Source organism: Faecalibacillus intestinalis, assembly GCF_003024685.1.
GTDB lineage: Bacteria > Bacillota_I > Bacilli_A > Erysipelotrichales > Coprobacillaceae > Faecalibacillus > Faecalibacillus intestinalis.
Genome location: NZ_PYLQ01000001.1, coordinates 97,806 through 116,230 on the forward strand (window position 1 = coordinate 97,806; position 18,425 = coordinate 116,230).

21 protein-coding genes and 1 pseudogene are annotated in these 18,425 nt (G+C 29.0%); 12 read left to right on the top strand and 10 right to left on the bottom strand.

Annotation, left to right across the window (positions count from 1 at the left end; genetic code table 11):
* Positions 1-47: 47 nt before the first annotated feature.
* Positions 48-1,952 carry an NAD(+) synthase gene (locus C7U54_RS00485; protein WP_107028908.1) on the bottom strand — a complete coding sequence of 635 codons (1,905 nt, stop codon included), beginning with the start codon at positions 1,950-1,952 and terminating at the stop codon, positions 48-50.
* A 103-nt stretch (positions 1,953-2,055) separates the two neighbouring features.
* On the opposite strand from C7U54_RS00485, the gene C7U54_RS00490 reads away from it, so the two are divergent.
* From C7U54_RS00490 to C7U54_RS00505, 4 genes are all read left to right on the top strand, one after another.
* On the top strand, positions 2,056-2,841 hold the full coding sequence (locus C7U54_RS00490; RefSeq protein WP_022002892.1) for a ZIP family metal transporter: 786 nt from the start codon (positions 2,056-2,058) through the stop codon (positions 2,839-2,841).
* 12 nt (positions 2,842-2,853) lie between these two features.
* The gene (locus C7U54_RS00495; protein ID WP_022002891.1) at positions 2,854-3,069 is read left to right on the top strand and encodes a hypothetical protein; all 216 of its coding nucleotides are present in this window, start codon (positions 2,854-2,856) and stop codon (positions 3,067-3,069) included.
* Between the two features lie 86 nt (positions 3,070-3,155).
* Positions 3,156-4,118 (top strand): helix-turn-helix domain-containing protein, encoded by a 963-nt coding sequence (locus tag C7U54_RS00500; protein ID WP_107028909.1) that lies wholly within the window; start codon positions 3,156-3,158, stop codon positions 4,116-4,118.
* A 1-nt stretch (position 4,119) separates the two neighbouring features.
* Entirely contained in the window at positions 4,120-4,704 is a 585-nt protein-coding gene (locus C7U54_RS00505) for a methyltransferase family protein (protein WP_199588412.1), read from the top strand.
* 8 nt (positions 4,705-4,712) lie between these two features.
* On the opposite strand, the pseudogene C7U54_RS15345 reads toward C7U54_RS00505, so the two are convergent.
* The 3 genes and pseudogenes from C7U54_RS15345 to C7U54_RS00520 form a co-directional block, all read right to left on the bottom strand.
* Positions 4,713-5,006: pseudogene (locus tag C7U54_RS15345) on the bottom strand (GNAT family N-acetyltransferase); the annotation flags it as partial.
* A 284-nt stretch (positions 5,007-5,290) separates the two neighbouring features.
* Positions 5,291-6,652: an MATE family efflux transporter gene (locus tag C7U54_RS00515; protein ID WP_193448594.1), complete on the bottom strand. Its 1,362-nt coding sequence runs from the start codon at positions 6,650-6,652 to the stop codon at positions 5,291-5,293.
* Entirely contained in the window at positions 6,636-7,079 is a 444-nt protein-coding gene (locus C7U54_RS00520; protein WP_022002887.1) for a MarR family winged helix-turn-helix transcriptional regulator, read from the bottom strand. Before C7U54_RS00520 ends, C7U54_RS00515 begins: the two co-directional genes overlap by 17 nt.
* Before the next feature lie 95 nt (positions 7,080-7,174).
* On the opposite strand from C7U54_RS00520, the gene C7U54_RS00525 reads away from it, so the two are divergent.
* Entirely contained in the window at positions 7,175-7,903 is a 729-nt protein-coding gene (locus tag C7U54_RS00525) for a Tim44 domain-containing protein (RefSeq protein ID WP_107028912.1), read from the top strand.
* A 1-nt stretch (position 7,904) separates the two neighbouring features.
* On the opposite strand, the gene C7U54_RS00530 is transcribed toward C7U54_RS00525, so the two are convergent.
* On the bottom strand, positions 7,905-8,420 hold the full coding sequence (locus C7U54_RS00530) for a hypothetical protein (protein WP_022002885.1): 516 nt from the start codon (positions 8,418-8,420) through the stop codon (positions 7,905-7,907).
* A gap of 103 nt (positions 8,421-8,523) precedes the next feature.
* Between C7U54_RS00530 and C7U54_RS00535 the strand changes: the two genes are divergently transcribed.
* Entirely contained in the window at positions 8,524-9,285 is a 762-nt protein-coding gene (locus C7U54_RS00535) for a formate/nitrite transporter family protein (RefSeq protein ID WP_107028913.1), read from the top strand.
* 7 nt (positions 9,286-9,292) lie between these two features.
* Here the strand turns inward: C7U54_RS00535 and chbG are convergent, their stop codons facing one another.
* On the bottom strand, positions 9,293-10,021 hold the full coding sequence (gene chbG / locus C7U54_RS00540) for a chitin disaccharide deacetylase (protein WP_107028914.1): 729 nt from the start codon (positions 10,019-10,021) through the stop codon (positions 9,293-9,295).
* An 89-nt stretch (positions 10,022-10,110) separates the two neighbouring features.
* On the opposite strand from chbG, the gene rdgB reads away from it, so the two are divergent.
* Genes rdgB through C7U54_RS00555 form a run of 3 tightly spaced genes read left to right on the top strand, consistent with a single transcriptional unit; the run spans position 10,111 to position 11,872 of the window.
* Entirely contained in the window at positions 10,111-10,695 is a 585-nt protein-coding gene (rdgB, locus tag C7U54_RS00545) for an RdgB/HAM1 family non-canonical purine NTP pyrophosphatase (RefSeq protein WP_022002882.1), read from the top strand.
* Between the two features lie 12 nt (positions 10,696-10,707).
* Positions 10,708-11,217, top strand: a complete 510-nt coding sequence (locus C7U54_RS00550) for a tRNA (cytidine(34)-2'-O)-methyltransferase (protein WP_022002881.1) — start codon at positions 10,708-10,710, stop codon at positions 11,215-11,217.
* On the top strand, positions 11,207-11,872 hold the full coding sequence (locus C7U54_RS00555; RefSeq protein ID WP_107028915.1) for a TIGR01906 family membrane protein: 666 nt from the start codon (positions 11,207-11,209) through the stop codon (positions 11,870-11,872). Before C7U54_RS00550 ends, C7U54_RS00555 begins: the two co-directional genes overlap by 11 nt.
* Here C7U54_RS00555 and C7U54_RS00560 read toward each other — a convergent pair.
* Positions 11,841-12,512, bottom strand: a complete 672-nt coding sequence (locus C7U54_RS00560; protein WP_107028916.1) for a restriction endonuclease — start codon at positions 12,510-12,512, stop codon at positions 11,841-11,843. The two genes, C7U54_RS00555 and C7U54_RS00560, sit on opposite strands and share 32 nt — an antisense overlap.
* A gap of 39 nt (positions 12,513-12,551) precedes the next feature.
* On the opposite strand from C7U54_RS00560, the gene C7U54_RS00565 reads away from it, so the two are divergent.
* Positions 12,552-13,154: a biosynthetic peptidoglycan transglycosylase gene (locus tag C7U54_RS00565; RefSeq protein ID WP_107028917.1), complete on the top strand. Its 603-nt coding sequence runs from the start codon at positions 12,552-12,554 to the stop codon at positions 13,152-13,154.
* Positions 13,155-13,164: 10 nt separating this feature from the next.
* Here the strand turns inward: C7U54_RS00565 and C7U54_RS00570 are convergent, their stop codons facing one another.
* Both C7U54_RS00570 and C7U54_RS00575 read right to left on the bottom strand, forming a co-directional pair.
* Positions 13,165-13,563, bottom strand: a complete 399-nt coding sequence (locus tag C7U54_RS00570; RefSeq protein WP_107028918.1) for a Fur family transcriptional regulator — start codon at positions 13,561-13,563, stop codon at positions 13,165-13,167.
* A gap of 55 nt (positions 13,564-13,618) precedes the next feature.
* Positions 13,619-14,527 carry a hypothetical protein gene (locus C7U54_RS00575; protein WP_022002876.1) on the bottom strand — a complete coding sequence of 303 codons (909 nt, stop codon included), beginning with the start codon at positions 14,525-14,527 and terminating at the stop codon, positions 13,619-13,621.
* Positions 14,528-14,567: 40 nt separating this feature from the next.
* Here C7U54_RS00575 and hflX point away from each other — a divergent pair, with 40 nt between their 5' ends.
* Positions 14,568-15,773: a GTPase HflX gene (gene hflX, locus C7U54_RS00580; RefSeq protein WP_022002875.1), complete on the top strand. Its 1,206-nt coding sequence runs from the start codon at positions 14,568-14,570 to the stop codon at positions 15,771-15,773.
* Between the two features lie 20 nt (positions 15,774-15,793).
* Here the strand turns inward: hflX and C7U54_RS00585 are convergent, their stop codons facing one another.
* Complete coding sequence (locus C7U54_RS00585; RefSeq protein ID WP_022002874.1) at positions 15,794-17,278, bottom strand: DUF1846 domain-containing protein; 1,485 nt, start codon at positions 17,276-17,278, stop codon at positions 15,794-15,796.
* A gap of 129 nt (positions 17,279-17,407) precedes the next feature.
* Here C7U54_RS00585 and argF point away from each other — a divergent pair, with 129 nt between their 5' ends.
* Entirely contained in the window at positions 17,408-18,400 is a 993-nt protein-coding gene (gene argF / locus C7U54_RS00590; protein WP_107028919.1) for an ornithine carbamoyltransferase, read from the top strand.
* Positions 18,401-18,425 lie beyond the last annotated feature (25 nt).

Genomic DNA, 18,425 nt, shown 5'->3' on the forward strand with positions numbered 1-18,425 from the left:
TAAAAGGATAAAATAAGGAGTTAATAAAAAAAGAACTGCAAGCAGTTCTAAATTCTTTCGACTTCATCAAGCCATATTTGAACATTGGCATCACTTGGCATACGCCAATCACCACGAGGTGATAAAGCGACAGATCCAACTTTTGGACCATCGGGGATACAACTACGTTTAAATTGTTGACTAAAGAAACGCCAGTAGAATAAACGTAACCATTTTTTAATTGTATCTTTATCATATTTATCTTTGAAGGCAAGTTTTGTCTTTTTATAAAGTTTACGAGGTTCATCACCAAAACGTACCATATGATAAATAAAGAAATCATGGAGTTCATAAGGACCAACGATATCTTCTGTTTTTTGAACAATTTTATCATCTTCTTGAGGAAGAAGTTCAGGAGATACAGGTGTATCTAAAACATCTTGTAAAATTGTTTCAAGAACTTGACCTTTATAAAGAGAAGAAACATAGTCTACAAGATAGCGTACAAGTGTTTTAGGAACTGAAACATTGACAGCGTACATGGACATATGATCACCATTATAAGTTGACCAACCTAAAGCAACTTCGCTTAAATCACCTGTTCCAATGACAAGTCCACCAATTTGATTTGCTTTATTCATTAAGATTTCAGTACGTTCACGGGCTTGAACATTTTCATAAGTAACATCATGTACATTTTCATCTTGATCAATATTTTTAAATTGCATTCTTACAACTTTAGCAATATTGACAGTTTGACTTGTCACTCCAAGTTCTTCCATGAGACCTAAAGCGTTATTTTTTGTACGTGATGTTGTTCCAAAACAAGGCATGGTAATTGCATAAATATTCTTTTTATCATAACCTAATTTTTCAAATGCCATGACACAAACAAGGAGTGCAAGTGTTGAATCTAAGCCACCTGAAATACCAATTACGACTTTATTTATATGAGTAGCTTTTAATCTTTGCATTAAACCTCTTGTTTGAATTTCAAAGACTTCTTTACAACGTAATTCACGAAGTGCAGGATTACTTGGAACAAAAGGATGAGGATCATAATAATGATTTGTTTCAATATCAATCAAATCCATATCAAAGTAAACATAGTCATATTCATGATGAGATTGATAAGTTGTCATCTTTCTTCTTTCACTAATAAGTTTTTCAACATCTAAATCACCATAAATCACTTCAGCATCAAAACCAGTACTTTCATTAATAATCGTTCCATTTTCACAAATTAAATGATGCCCAGAGAAAACTACATCGGTTGTACTTTCTCCACTTCCTGCATTACTATAAACATATCCTGAAACAAGTTTTGCTGATTGCATTGAAACAAGGTTTCTTCGATAATCTTTTTTAGCAGTTAATTCATTGCTGGCAGATGTATTGCAAATGACCGTTGCTCCATTTAAAGCAAGTTCATTACTTGGCGCATTTGGAAGCCATAAATCTTCACAAATTTCTACACCTAATGTAAAACTTGGTAAATTTTGACAAGCAAAAACTACTTTACGACCAAATAAAACAATTTGTCCAAAAAGCTCAATTTCAATATTATCTTCAAAACAAGGTGTAAAACGTCTGCCTTCGTAATATTCATTATAATTTGGAATATGATATTTAGGAACAATTCCTAAAATATTTCCATCATATAAAACAGCAGATACATTATATAAATTATTTTGATAATGAAAAGGTAAACCAATAACGACAATTTGTTGGTGTCCTTTTGTATCATGCATAATTTCTTCTAATTGAACAAGACATTCATTTAAAAGACGATTTTGTAAAAATAAATCTTCTAAAGTATAACCACTTAAAACAAGTTCAGGAAAAACAATCACTTGTGCTTTCTTTTCTCTTGTTTCTTTTAAGACCTTTTTAATTTCGTTAGCATTATGTTTAACATTGCCAATAAGTGTATCAATTGATGCACTGGCAACTCTTATATATCCATCTTTCATAAAATTCCTCCATTTGTCCTTATTATAACAAAAACATAATTATTTTAGCATATCATTATGCAAAATATTCAAAATCTTTATAATAAAAGAAGAAGGGGGATTTATGAATACAATACTTTATCCATTACTTGGAACCTTATTTACATTTTTAATGACTACTTTAGGAAGTGCGTTGGTTTTTTTCTTTAAAGATGAAATCAAAGATTTTTATCAACAACTTTTTTTAGGATTTGCGGCAGGAATTATGATTGCGGCCTCTGTTTGGTCTTTATTGATTCCTTCCATGGAAATGGCGGAAGCCAATGGTCAAAATAGTGCCCTTATTTTAGGTGGAGGATTTATCATTGGAGCCTTATTCTTGCTTTTTTTAGATCATGTGATTCCTCATCAACACTTAAATGAAGACAAGCCTGAAGGACCTAAAAGTATGTTGGGGAAAAATACGATGCTTGTTTTAGCAGTCACTTTACATAATATTCCTGAAGGATTTGCGGTAGGTTTGACTTTTGCGATTGCTGCAAGTAATTCAAGTATTACATTTGCTTCTGCACTTGCTTTAGCTCTTGGAATTGGACTTCAAAACTTACCTGAAGGAGCAGCTATTTCTCTTCCTTTAAAACAGGAAGGAATGTCACGTACAAAGGCTTTTGTTTATGGAAGTCTTTCAGGGATTGTTGAACCCATTGCAGGAGTTATTGCTGGTTTTACAATTCATATTATGCAAACAATATTACCTATTTGTTTATCCTTTGCTGCAGGAGCGATGATGTATGTTGTAGTAGAAGAACTCATTCCAGAAGCACAACTTGGTAAACATAGTCATGTCGGAACTTTTGGTGTTTTGAGTGGTTTTGTGATCATGATGTTAATGGATGTTTTTTTAGGATAAGAGGAGATTAAAATGTTCTATTTTTTATTTATGATTTTGATGTTTTACATTTTTGGAAAATTATTTTTCTTTGGCTTAAAGGCAGCTTGGGGACTTTCAAAATTTGTTTTAACGATTATTTTATTGCCGATTACTTTAATGGTGATGGTCTCATGTGGTTTGCTTTATTTTGCCTTTGTTTTATTAATTGTTGTAGGAATTATAAGCTTTTTTAAAACAAATATCTAAATGTCAACTGATAGTTGACAAAACGAAAAGTAGAGTTGGTAGTACTTTTTGAATAATTGTTCTAAGATAGAAACAGGAGGGAAGTTATGAATTTATCAGAAAAAATAATGATGTTAAGAAAAAAAGAAGGGTGGTCACAAGAAGAATTGGCTAACCATCTTCAAATCTCAAGACAAGCTGTTTCAAAATGGGAGTCAGGTCAATCGATGCCTGATACCGATAAAATTATTCAACTTAGCCAACTCTTTCATGTAACGACAGATTATCTATTATTAGATCAGGAAAATGAAGGGAACATTCAAACAGGAATTTATTTATCTTTGACACAAGTACAAGAATATTTAAAGATTAGAAAACAATCATCTTTAAAAATTGCCTTTGCAACCTTTTTATGTGTGATTTCACCTATTCCATTAATTGGTTTTACAACGCTATGTCAGTACCAACGATTTCATATGGCAGAAAATTTAGCAATAAGTATAGGTCTTAGTTTTTTAATTATTTGTATAACGATAGCAGTTATCTTATTTTGTTTATGTGCTTTTAAAGTTAAAAAATATGATTTTTTAGAAAAAGAAGATTTTTCTCTTGAAAATAGTGTAAAAGAATACGCAGTTAAAGAAAAAGAAGCTTATCAAGATCACTATCACCGTTATCAAATTCTAGGCATTGCTCTATGTATTTTATCAGTTTTACCTATTTTTATCTTTTTAAATTATGAATTTTTAGAAAGTATTGCTGTTTGTTTTCTTTTATTGTTTGTAAGTATTGGTTGTTTTTTTCTTGTTTTAGCAGGAACTTATCAAAATGCTTTAGATAAGATTTTACAAACAGGGGATTATACACCTGAACAAAAAAAGAAAAATGCTTTAAAATCAAAAATAAGTACCATCTATTGGCTTGTTGTTACTGCTATTTTTCTTTATTATACTTTTGGTGAAAATGGTAATGGACAAATACAATATAGTTGGATTATTTGGGCAATAGCTGGTGTTTTATATGGTGTCGTGATGATCATTATAGATTTAATAAGTAGAAGAAGGAATTAAGATGCAAATAGTAGGATATATGATTTTGCTTGTCTTTTATCTTTGTTATTTTATAAAGATGTTTCAACAAAGAAAACAAGGAATTCAAACAGATCATATGGGGAAAGGAAAACAAGGAATTCAAAAGAAGATAGAAATAATGATGAAAGGAACAACGATAGCTACTTTTATCATAGAAATACTAAGTATTTATTTAAATACAATGACTTTTCCATTGATAATTCGCATCATGGGAATATTTTTAGGAATCATAGGAGATATTGTTTTTATTGCTTCTGTTTTAACAATGAAAGATAGTTGGCGTGCAGGAGTGAGCTATGAAGAAAAAACAGATTTGATTACAAATGGTATTTACCAAATTAGTCGTAATCCAGCCTTTCTAGGTTTTGATCTTATTTATCTAGGGATGTGTTTAATGTTTTTTAATACAATTTTATTGATTATTTCATTGCTTGCAATGATGATGTTTCATCTTCAAATTAAATATGTTGAAGAGCCTTTTTTAAAACAAGAATTCAAAGAACAATACCTTCAATATTATCAACAAGTTAATTGTTATATAGGAAAAAGGACAGGTTTTAAATAACTTGTCCTTTATATGTTTTCTTCAATAAAATGTTCATATTGATTCCAATATTTTTGATAAATCCGTTTCTTTCCATCAAGATTTATTTGATACATTCTAAAAATAACAGGTCTGTTTTTAGGCATCCATTGTTCCTTATAAGAATAACAATAATGCATATCAACCTTTTTCATGACATTTCCACTATGAATATTTTTAATATCATGGGTTGCAGTCAAATAACAAAGATTATCCTTTTTTGCTTGTTGAATAACAGCTTCAACGGCTTCACTAACAATTCCTTGATGCCAATATTCTTTTTTAAACCATAACTTAAATCATGACTATCATCTAAATCAATATTGACATAATCAATAGGAAGATTATTTTCTTTTAAACAAATAGCGTAAGCATATCTTTGTTCTTTTTGATAAATAGAAGCGTATTTTTCTTGATAAAAGTCTTTTGCTTCTTTTAAATTCTTTACAGGAAACCAAGGAAGATAAAGATTAACTTCCTTGTCAGAAAAGATGTCATAAAATGCTTTTTAAATCATGTTCATTAAATTTTCTTAAAATAAGTCTATTTGTTTCTAATTTTGGAGTATTCATACAGTCTCCTTACATTTTTGTTGAAGTTTTCTACCAATAGTCAACCACATTGTAATATAACAAGCGCCACCACCAATGAAATTACTGATTGCTTCAGCGATAAAGACACCATTGATGCCAATAAATTTTGGTAAGATAACAGTTAAAGGTGCAACAATGATTACTTTTCTAAAGATAGAAAAGAAGATGGCTTGTTTTGATTTTCCTAAACCAACGGCAGTTGATTGTCCGACCATTTGAAAAGTCATCATAAAGAATCCAAAGAAATAAAGATGTAAAGAAGTAATACCATGAGTTATTATTTTTTGATTATGCGTAAAGATTTGAATGAAAAATTCAGGGAATAGGGTAATTGCTAGCCAAATAACAAACATCATTAAAAAAGCAACGATAGTAACAAATTTAATTCCTGATAAAACACGTTTATATTCTTTGGCTCCATAATTGTATCCTAAAACAGGTTGACAAGCATTAGCCATTCCTTGTCCAGGAAGTTGAGCAATTTCACGAATGGAGTTAATAATAGTCATGATGGCGATATAAAGATCTCCACCATAAGCTTGTAGCGTAGAATTACAAACAATAGTTACAATCGAATTGGTAATACCCATCATAAAACCAGCAGTTCCTAGTGAAAAAATACGTTTGACATAATAGAAATTAAGTTTAAAATATTTTTTTCTAAGTTTTAAAATAGTTTGTTTTCCTGTTAAAAACTGTAAGGTCCATAAAGCAGAAATTCCTTGAGAAATCACAGTTGCTATAGCAGCTCCTTTAACATTCATATGTAATACAAAGATAAATAAAGGATCTAAAACGATATTTAAAACAGCGCCAATAAGAACAGTCATCATTCCTACTTTCGCAAATCCTTGACTATTAATAAAACTATTCATTCCTAGACTGACTAAAACAAAAATCGTTCCAATTAAATAAATTGATAGATAGTCTAAAGCATAACTAATGGTATGTTTACTGGCACCAAAAGCCCATAAAATATCTTCTTTAAAGATAAAACTAATAATGGTCAAAATAATTCCAAAAATGACAAGCAACGCAAAAGAATTCCCCATGATTTCTTCAGCGTCATCATTTTTACCTTGACCTCTAGCAATCGAACATAAAGGAGAACCACCCATACCAAAGAGATTAGCAAAAGCCATGACAATGGAAATAATTGGTAAACAAATTCCTAGACCACCCATAGCAAGGGTCGCTACATGAGGAATACGTCCAATATAAATACGATCAATAACATTATATAAAACATTTATTAGTTGAGCGACAATCATTGGTCCAGCTATAGACATAATATGTTTAGGAATACTTCCTATCGCAAAGTTATTTTGTGTTTCCATTATTAAGTTCTCCTTCCATAAATAAATTGATTTGTTTAAGTAGTTGTATAATTTTTACTTGATCTTCTTTAGAAAGTGTTGATAGAAATAATTGTTCACTTTCATTAGATATTTTTTCAACTTGTAATGCTTTTTCATAACCTCGTTTGGTTAAATGAATTTGAATAGAACGTTTATCCTGGTTTTGAGTTTTCTTTTCAATATAATTCATTTTTTCCATTTTATTTAATAAAGTAGTGGTTGTCGATTTATCAATACAACAATGATTACCTAATTCTTTAGGAGATAAAGGACCATATTCTTTTAAACAAAGTAAAAACTTACTTTGCCCAGGTAAGACATCAATTTGATTTGTTTGTTGATTAATCCATCTTTTTTGTTGATTAAAACATTTAAGTAATTGATGATAAAATTTATCTTCTAACATAGTTGCCTCCTATATAGTTTGAATTCAAACTATATTTTATACTTCTTTTTCTAGATGTCAATGATATGTTATAATAAATCAAACGGAGGTTACGTATGAAAAAAAGAATCATCATTTCAACATTTCTAATTATGATATGTTTACTTACAGGAAATTGTTATGCTAGAGCTGGTGGTGGCAGTGGCTCGGGAAGTAGTGGAGGTGGAGGAAGTTCTTCAAGTAGTAGTTCACCTTCATATTATCATGATCATTATTATTATGGACGTCGTTCATATAATCCAGTAAGTTCGATTGTTTCAGTAGGTTTATTGATAGGAACGATTTATGGGGTATATGCTTTTCAAAGAAGATATAAAGCTAATAAGCTTCATCAAAGAGCCAAAAAGCAATTAGCTATTTTAGATGATCAAGATGATTTTTGGAATGAAAAAAGAATCAAAGAAGAGGTAAAAAAGAGTTATTATTTAATACAAGAAGCTTGGGGGCGTCAAGATTTAAAGACACTAAAAAAATATTTGACAGAGAATTTATATGATGCTTGGGAGGCTAAGATAAATTGGAATGAATTTCAGGGGAAGAGAAATGAATTAAGTCATATTCATCTTCTTAAACAAAATGTAGTTAATTTATATGATAGTGAGAATGATAATGAAGATTATTTTTGGGTATATATTGAAGGAAAAATGAATGATGTAACAATAGACCAACAAAATCAAGTGATTGAAAGTTATGATGGTGTTTTTGTAGAATATTGGAAATTTAAAAGATGTGGAAAACAAATTTTATTAGATGAAGTTAGACAGCAAGATGAATATGAAAATTGATTTAAAGAAGTTGGAAATACGTAAGCATTTCTTCAACTTCTTTTAAATTATCATGTTTGTTTATTTGAATAACCCAAGTTTCTTGATGATAAGGGATAATGAGTTTATTGGGTTTTATGATAGCTTGTTTTAAGTAATAAGCGGGTATTTGAATAAGTTGAGTGCCCTTAGCGTTATAAATAATAAGAATATCTTGCCAATAAGCAATCATTAATTTTTTATGATTTTGTTTATAGGTAACAGTGATAAGTAAAAGAATTAAAAGAACACAAATAATGACCATATCTAAGTGATTATTTTTAAATTGAATAATCATACAAAGAGTTAAAATTATTAATAAAAAAGGAAGAGTTAATAAAAAAGCATAGGCTTGATAGTAATTAGAGATAAAAAGATGAGGTTTTTGGAAATAAACTTCTTCTTTTTTTATTTGTTTCTTAGTTTTCTTTTCAATGATTTTTTCTGTTTGTTGAGTAATTGCTTTTGTTATTAATTCTTGAATGATATGTTGAAACATATAATCACCTCATATATAAAATAACATGAAAGTAAAAAAGAAACAATGAAAGGGGTTTCTAATATTTTGAAATTATGTTATTGTAAGAAACGGAGGAAATTTTATGGACTTTGAATTATTGGAAAAAGCAGGAATGACAAAATATGAGATGGCAAAAAATGATCCATTTTGTTTTTTTATGAGAAGTATCGTTGCAGGGCTTTATTTAGGACTTGCTACTATTTTATCTTATACTTTAGCAGTGTTATTAATTGATCATCATATAATTGCATCTAAAATTGCTTTTGCAGGAGCTTTTGGAATTGGACTTGTAATTATTGTTTTACTTGGTTCAGAATTGTTTACAGGAAATTGTTTTACCACGATGTTTCCTGTTTATCATAAAAGGTTAAGATTTATTGATCTTATACCAATGTGGGGGATTTGTTATATAGGAAACTTTGTAGGCATTGCGCTGATTTGTTTTTTATTTATTAAAAGTGGTGTTAATCATGAAGCAATGAATCAATATCTTGCAAGTGTTGTTTCTAATAAGTTAAATTTTGATTATTTAGAACTTTTTATTAAAGGAATCTTATGTAATTTCATTGTTTGTGCAGCAGCATTTGTAGGAATGAAGCTAAAGGAAGAAACAGCTAAAACATTTATTATGATGATTATTGTTATGACTTTTGTTTTACCAGGATTTGAACATAGTATTGCCAATATGGGAACATTTTCGATGACTTTTACAGCTCTTGGTACAGAAATTTCTTGGAGTGGTGTGTGGTTACATATGTTACTTTCAACTTTAGGAAATATTATAGGTGGAAGTATTTTACTTGGATTACCAATTTATTTAATGATTAGACCTAAAAAAATCTAGCTAATTGCTAGATTTTTTTTATGTCTTGATAATTAATGAGTTCAATCTTTTTTGTCATTTCTTTTGCTTTTTGGCTACATATAATATCTAATTCATGAGCGCGTCTTAAATTATAAGAAGATATTTGATAAAGTTTCCAATCAATCATTGCAGGATGACACATTAATTCATAATTTTTAACATCTTTATGTAAAATAGTATCAATCATTTCAAATGTAGCATCTTGGTTATAGAATAGTTCTTCAAAATAAACAGGTTCAAAATCTTTTTGTAAGTATGTTTCTTGACGAATAGGTAAATCATATTCATGAGCTAGCTTTAATGCAACATCAATATTACTATTAAGTAAATGAACATGATGATGAGAATCTAGATGGGTTGGTTTATGGCCCATGATTTTAATAAATTTTTCAATTTGAGCTTTCCATTCTTGATAAAGCTCTTCTTGAGATACGATAGCTTCTCTATTTGTATAAGTATCTCTTGATTTAAAATTTCCTTTTTCATCAACAAAACTTACATTTGTTAAAGGTTTTCCTACTGTAATATTCAAATGAACACCTAAGCCTAAATTTGGATAGTCTTTTGTCATTTCTAAATATTTTTCAATGTTTTCCATATTCATCATACAAGTAGTTGAAGTTAAAATACCATCTCTATGCGCTTTTAAAATACCCAAACAAACACCTTCAGATAAACCATAATCATCTGCATTTACAATTAATCTTTTAATCATAGTAAACCTCCTAGTTATATTATAAAGAAAATAAGTGAACTATGATACAAAAAATGCTAAAATACATACAAAGAAAGAGAGATGAAAATATGAAAGAACTCATAGTGGCGACAACCAATCAAGGAAAAGTCAAAGAAATTCAAGCAATGTTAAAGGATTTAAATATTGAAGTCAAATCTTTAAAAGATGTTTATGATGATGTTCCAGATATTGTTGAAGATGGAAAAACATTTAAAGAAAATGCTTTGATTAAAGCGAAATATGTTGCTGATGATTTACATAAAATTGTTTTAGCGGATGATAGTGGCATTGAAATCGATGCTTTTGGAAAGCTTCCAGGAATCTATTCTGCTCGCTTTTTAGGAAAAGATACCCCTTATCCAATTATCAATCAAGCAATCATTGATGCAATTGAAGGTAAAGAAAGAACATGCCGCTTTGTGTGTGCTCTAGCTTTATGTATTCCAGATCAAGAACCTATCTTGATTCAAGAAACATTTGAAGGTGAAATTCATGATCATATTGCCGGGGTCAATGGTTTTGGCTATGATCCAATTTTCTATTTCCCACCTTGTCAAAAAACAAGTGCAGAGATGACTTTAGAAGAAAAAAATAAGTACTCACATCGAGCTAAAGCGCTCAAAAAATTATATACGATTTTAAAAGAATTATAGAAGGAGAAAAAAATGAACCATATTGTATTAGTACATCCAGCGATTCCTCAAAATACTGGAAATATCATGAGAACATGTGTTGCAACCAACACATCACTTCATATTATTAAACCAATGTCATTTGAATTAGATGATAAAAAAATGAAAAGAGCAGGACTTGATTATATTAAAGATCTAGATTTACATGTTTATGAATCTTATGAAGAATTCAAAGCTAAAAACCCAGGAGAATATCATTTCTTTACACGTTATTCAAAACTTTGTTATACGGATCAAGATTATAGTGATAGTTCTAAGGAACATTATTTATTCTTTGGACATGAACATGATGGAATTCCTAAAGAAATTTTAAAAGAAAATTTAGATCGTTGTGTACGTATTCCAATGTCAGATAAAGTAAGAAGTCTTAATTTATCTAACTGTGCAGCGCTTACGATTTATGAAGTTTTAAGACAACAAGATTATCCAAACCTTTCTAAAGTAGAAGTTCAAAAAGGTGAAGAATTTTTATATGACTTATAGTAAAAAAGATATACTGACAAGTATATCTTTCATGCTATTTATCATTTCTTTTTCTGTTGTTTTTGTTGTCTTTTTTAAACCACTTTATTATTTTGATATTCATCATTTAAAACTTGTTGAAAATACACATTATACATATCAACAAATTAAAGAAAATTATCAAATCTTAATACATTATCAATCTATCTTTTATCAAGGAAAACTTGTTTTTAAAGATTTTATCATGTCAAAAGGTGGACGTATTCATTTTGAAGAAGTGAAACGCATTTTTGAAATGATTCAAATAGTATGTTTGCTTACTTTTTGTACAACTTCTTATTTGGTTTATAGACAAATTAAACAAAAAGAATATCGCTTTTTTAAATTGACAGCCATTTTAACGATTGTCATTCCTTTGATTTTAGGCTTCTTTGCTTTTATTGATTTTGATTGTTTATTTGTGATGTTTCATCAATTGGTGTTTAGTAATGATTATTGGCTTTTTAATCCTCGTTTAGATCCAATTATTAATATTTTGCCTGAAAACTTTTTTATGCATTGTTTTATGTCGATTGTTTTTATTGTTTTATTCAGTGCATTTATTTGTTATAAAATCTATCAACATTATCAAAAAACGATTCTAGCTATTGATAATCATGAATCGTATACTCTTTAATTTGATTATATTTTTTATAACGTAATGTTTTAAAAAACATATAAATAAGTAAAAGAAGATGAAAAAGACAGAGACTCAAATAAATAAGATCACGCAATTGTAAGTATATATAGTAAAAAAGGCCAATAATGAAGATATCAACAATATAACAATAAAAAGGAATCTGACTTGAAAAAAATTTGGATTTTTTAAGCATTTTTAAAAGCTTTTGACGATCAATTAATAAAATATCATTGATAGCAGCTAATTGATAAGCGGCTTCTGTAAAATAAGAATTGGTAATAACGATTGCTCGATCTAAATGATAGTAAGAAATACCACCATATGCTTGTTGAATAGCGCTGACACCAATATTTTTTTGATATCTTTTACATTGAAATCCATAAAAAACATGCTTCTTTTTTGCAAGAATATCAATTCCATAATCACCACTTGTTTGAGTGATTTTTACATCATGATAACCGCTTTTAATCAAAAGTTTTTGAACGAGTAATTCAAATTCAAAACCAGAAAGTTGATCAATTTTATTTTCATTGATATGTAAACAAAAAATATTTTTATAAAATTGTAAAATCCAATGGATGATTGTTTTTATAAACCAATAGGGATATAAAAGAAAAAAATTATAAATAAAAGACATAAATTCACCTCTTTGAGATTATAACATAAGGAGCATTCTATGAAAAAATTACTTTTTAAAATGATTATAATATTATTAGTTATTATTACTGGTTTTTGTGGATACTATGGTTATTTAGGCTATCAAATTTACCAAGATAAAATCCAAGAACAATCTTTATCTGAAAGAGTCCATCAACTAAAGAGTAAAGAAGATTATGTCACGCTTGATCAAATTTCACCGATATATAAAGAAGCGGTATTAGAAAGCGAAGATCGACGTTTTTATCAACATGGTCCTGTAGATTATTATGGTTTAGCACGTGCGATGTTGACAAACCTTACAACCTTTTCTTTTAAAGAGGGTGGATCGACCATTACTCAACAGCTCTCAAAAAATCTATGTCTTTCCTTTGAAAAAGATCTTTCCCGTAAATTTGCGGAGGTCTTTATCGCTAGGGATTTAGAAAAAATGTATAGTAAAGATGAAATATTAGAGATGTATTTAAATATTACTTATTTAGGTGAAGGAAATTATGGGATTCAAGCAGCAAGTCAATATTATTATCATATTGATGCAATAGATTTAAATAAGCAACAAAGTGATATACTAGTTAAAACTTTAAAAAGACCAAGTGTTTATAATCCATCTAAAGTGAATTAAAAGACAGCAATTAAGCTGCCTTTTTTTCTAAGCATTTTTCACAGATACCTGACATATTGATATCAATAACATCAATATGATGCTTGTACGTTTTTTCAAATTGTTTAATAATTTTTTCATCATTATTATCAAGATCATAGATTGTTTGGCAACAGTTACACATAAAGTGCATATGTGGTTGAATATTGCCATCATAGTGAACCATGGTATCTCCTAAATCGAGTTTCTTGATTTGTTTTGTTTCAACAAGTTGATTTAAATTACGATATACTGTTCCTAAGCTTAAATGGGGATAATCTACTTTTAAGTCCTGATAAATCATTTCTGCAGTAGGGTGATCATATCTATGTTTTAAATTGTTGAAAATGAGTTCTCTTTGTTTAGAGTATCTAATCTTAATTTCTTTCATAAGTATCTCCTAATAGTAATGGTTACTATTATTATAAATAAATACCATATATCTGTCAAATCAATCCAAATTGAAGAAATAGTAAACAAAGAATAAAAGAAAGAATTCCATGATAGAGACGAGAAAGAAAATATTTTTTAAAAGAATAGGGAATAGCTTCTAAGAGATTATCAGCTTGCATCATAACGGAAAAACCACTAAAAGAGAGAAAGAAACATACAAAAGGAAGCATTTTTTTGGACTGATGAATGATCTTTAAAGAGCCACTACTAAATTCTAAAATTCCTTTAAGATAATCAAAAGAAAATTGAGGAAAAACATCTTGTAAAAAAGAAACAAAAAATTGGAAAATCAACATATATCCTAAAATAAAGAGGAAAGCATAGACACTGGAAAGAACACTTTTTTTAAAGGCTTTTACAAAAGAAAGATGTGGTTGTTTTAGAGTTTGTCGTACTTGTTTAAAGGTAAGTTTTTTTTGAGGATGGTGATAAAATAAGGCAAGTATGAGACTTGGTAGAAGGTGACAAATAAAAATTAAAAGAGAATAGGGTGTGTTTAAGGAAACAAAAATAAAAGAGATGGAACTAAAAGAAGCAATGGAGAGAAGATGTTGAAGTTCATCAAGGTCAATATAATTTAATTCATAAGCTTCTTTAATGATTTTTACATTGGTTGGATAGCCACAAAAAAAGGAAACAAAATAAAGAGAGGACATCATTGGTGTCAATGAAAATAAATTATAAAAAGGAATTTGTAAAAAATAAGCAAGGATATCTAAAATACCTAGATTTAAACAAAGTGAAACAAGAATCATGAACGGAAGTAAAGAGGGTAGAAGATTTTTAAAGACAATGGTAATGACATCATGGCTGACATCAACAATTGTTGACATATGAAAAAAAGAAAAAAGTGTTAAAAATGTGACAAAGAGTAAAGTAAAATAGTCATTATATCTTTTCATAGCGTCTCCTAATTGGTAGAATACTTAAAGAGGTGAAAGAATGAAAGCAATCTTAGTATTAACATCAACAAATCCTTTTTATGAAGAAGAATTAAAATCTTTATGTGAGGCGTGTCATATTGAAGTGGTAGATGTGGTGATTCAAAAATTAGAAAAAATAAATCCAGCAACGTATATTGGTAAAGGTAAAATTGAAGAAATTAAATTAAAACTTCAAGATGAAATGGTTATCTTTGATAATGAACTTACACCATTACAAGTAAAGAATTTAACAGATCTTCTAGAAACAGAAGTAACAGATCGTACAGATTTAATTTTACGTATATTTGATGAACGAGCCAAAACAAAAGAGGCTAAACTACAGGTAGAAATTGCTCGTGATCAGTATTTATTACCACGTCTTGTGGGAATGCAAGAACATATGTCTCATCAACAAGGAGGTTCAGGTTTTAGGGGTTCAGGTGAAAAACAAATTGAACTTGATCGAAGAATCATTGCAAGAAAGCTTGCCCGTTCTCGAAAAGAACTTGCTGAAATCGTCAAACAAAGACAAGTACAAAGACAAAGAAGAAAGAATAATCAAATTCCTGTTATTGCTTTAGTTGGCTATACAAATAGTGGCAAATCGACCTTATTGAATACTTTATGCCAGGATAAACAAAAGAAAGTCTTTGAAAAAGATATGTTATTTGCGACTCTAGAAACATCCACAAGACATATTAAAATGAAAAATCATGATTGTTTGCTTACGGATACGGTTGGTTTTATTGAAAGATTGCCACATCATTTAATTCAAGCTTTTCGCTCTACTTTAGAAGAAGTCAAAGAAGCAGATTTATTTTTACATGTTGTAGATACAAGTTTTGAAGACTATCAAATGCAAGTAGAAACAACGAATGAGGTTTTAAAATCATTAGGGGTTGAAAATACACCAATGATTTATGTTTATAATAAAATTGATTTAAATAAATATGCTTATATTCAACCACAATCACCGTATGTTTTTATTTCTGCAAAATATAAAAGAGGTTTTGATTTATTAGAAGATGAAATCTCACATCTGCTCTTTAAAGATTATGAAGTATTTGAACTCTCTATTCCTTATAGTCAAGGAGAAGATTTTAAATATTTACATCAACATTGTTATGTAAAAGAAATAGAATACTTAGAAAAGAGTATTTATTTAAAAATAGAAGCAAGAAGACAAGAAATAAAGAACTATTTACATTATTGTTTAAAACATTAAAAAAATAAGCCAAAATTGGCTTATTTTTGATATATACGATTAAATTGGAATTTATCTTCTGAAGTTAAACGGATACCTAAACGTTTTAAAGTATCAATATCAGTTTCAGATAAGATAACAGATGAATGAGCTTCGCAATATTGTAATTGTTCAATACAAGATAAAGCTTTTTTAGCATTTTCATTATTATTTGCAGAAATAGATAATGAAAGTAAAACTTCATCTGTATGTAAACGAGGATTCTTATTCTTTAAGATTCCTTTTTTTAGTTTAGATACGGGTTCAATAACTTCAGGTTCAATAAGCAAAATATCATCATCAATATTGGCAAGATATTTTAATGCATTTAATAAACATGCTGAAGCACTTCCAAGTAAAGATGTTGTTTTACCAGTAATAATATGTCCATCATTAAGTTCAATCGCAAATCCTGGTTCATTGGTTTGTTCTTCGATTTCTAATGCAGGATTGACACATTTACGATCTGTAGCTTTTAAAGCTAAAGAAAGCATGATGGCTTCGATTTTAGAAATAGCTGATTTATCAACAAGACCACGTTTAAAATCAAGTTTTGTTTGATAATAACGACGAATAATTTCTTGTTTACTTGCTTCTTTACATGCTTCATCATCAATAATTGCATTTCCAGCCATATTTACACCCATATCAGTAGGTGATTTATAAGGACAAGTTGACATGATCTTTTTGAATGTTGATTCTAAAACCGGAAAGATTTCAACATCTCTATTATAGTTGACAGTTGTTTCGTTATAAGCTTCTAAATGGAATGGGTCAATCATATTGACGTCATTTAAATCTGCAGTTGCTGCTTCATAAGCTAAATTGACTGGATGTTTTAAAGGAATATTCCAAATAGGGAATGTTTCAAACTTCGCATATCCTGCTTTAATACCATGAGTATATTCATGATAAAGTTGTGATAAACAAGTCGCCATTTTTCCACTTCCTGGACCAGGTGCTGTTACGACAACAAGTGGTTTTGTTGTTTCAATGTAATCATTGATTCCAAATCCTTCTTCTGAAACGATTTTTTCAATATCATTTGGATAACCTGCAATAGGGTAATGCCTAAAGACTTTAATTCCTAAGTTTTCTAGTTTCTTTTGAAAAGCAATAGCATGTACTTGATTTTCAAAACGTGTAATTGTAACACTTCCAACATAAAGTCCAATGTTTTGGAAAGCATCAATCAATCTTAAAACTTCTAAATCATAAGTGATTCCTAAATCACCACGCATTTTATTGTTTTCAATGTCATTGGCGTTAATGACAATAATAATTTCTGCATCTTGTTTCAATTCTAATAACATTTTTAATTTACTATCTGGTTCAAATCCAGGTAAAACACGAGATGCATGGTGGTCATCAAATAATTTACCACCAAATTCTAAGTAAAGTTTGTTATCAAATTGTTTGATACGTTCTTTGATATGTTTTGATTGTAATTCAATATATTTTTCGTTACTAAATCCAATTTTTCTCATCTTTTATTTTCTCCCCGCTCCTTATTATATATAAATTGTTTGATTTTTAAACAAAATAATAATTATTTATCAATATTGAAGAAATATCAGTAATTTGATAGAATAGATACTATTAAAAGGGGGATTACTATGAATCTTAAAAATAGACATTTTTTAACATTAAAAGATTATTCTAAAGAAGAAATTAAATACTTATTAGATTTAGCACATCAATTAAAAGTAGATAAAAAAGCGGGAAAAATTGGACAACATTTATTAGGGAAAAATGTATGTTTGATTTTTGAAAAAACATCAACAAGAACACGATGTTCTTTTGAAGTGGCTGCTTTAGATGAAGGTGGACATGCGACATTTTTAAGTAACTCACAAATGGGGAAAAAAGAATCTATTGAAGATACAGCAAAAGTATTAGGAAGAATGTATGATGGTATTGAATTTAGAGGATTTAAACAAGAAACAGTAGAAGCACTAGCAAAATATTCAGGAGTACCTGTATGGAATGGTTTAACAGATGTCGATCATCCAACTCAAACACTTGCTGATTTTCTAACAATCGAAGAACATTTAGATAAACCATTAGAAGATATTAAATTTGTCTTTACTGGAGATATTCGTAACAATGTTTGTTATGGTTTGATGTATGGAGCAGTCAAAATGGGAATGCATTTTGTTTGTCTAGGTCCAAAATCATTACATATCGATCCAGAAGTTTTAGCTTATTGTAAAGAAGAAGCTAAAAAATCAGGTGGAACAATTGAAGTGACAGATAATGTTGATGAAGCAGTTAAAGAAGCTGATGTTATTTATACAGATATTTGGGTAAGTATGGGGGAAGATGAAAGCTTATATAAACCAAGAGTAGAAATGTTATCACCATATAAAGTAACTCAAGAAATGATGAGTAAAACAGGTAAGGATTCGACTTTATTTATGCATTGTTTACCTTCATTCCATGATTTTGAAACAACTGTAGCAAAAACAAAACATGAAGAAGGTATTGATATTCGAGAAGTTGAAGATGAAGTCTTTAGATCAAAAAATTCTGTAGTTTTTGATGAAGCTGAAAATAGAATGCATACAATTAAAGCTGTCATGGTCGCAACAATTGGAAAAGATGCTTAGGCATCTTTTTTAAATTTGTTTCTTT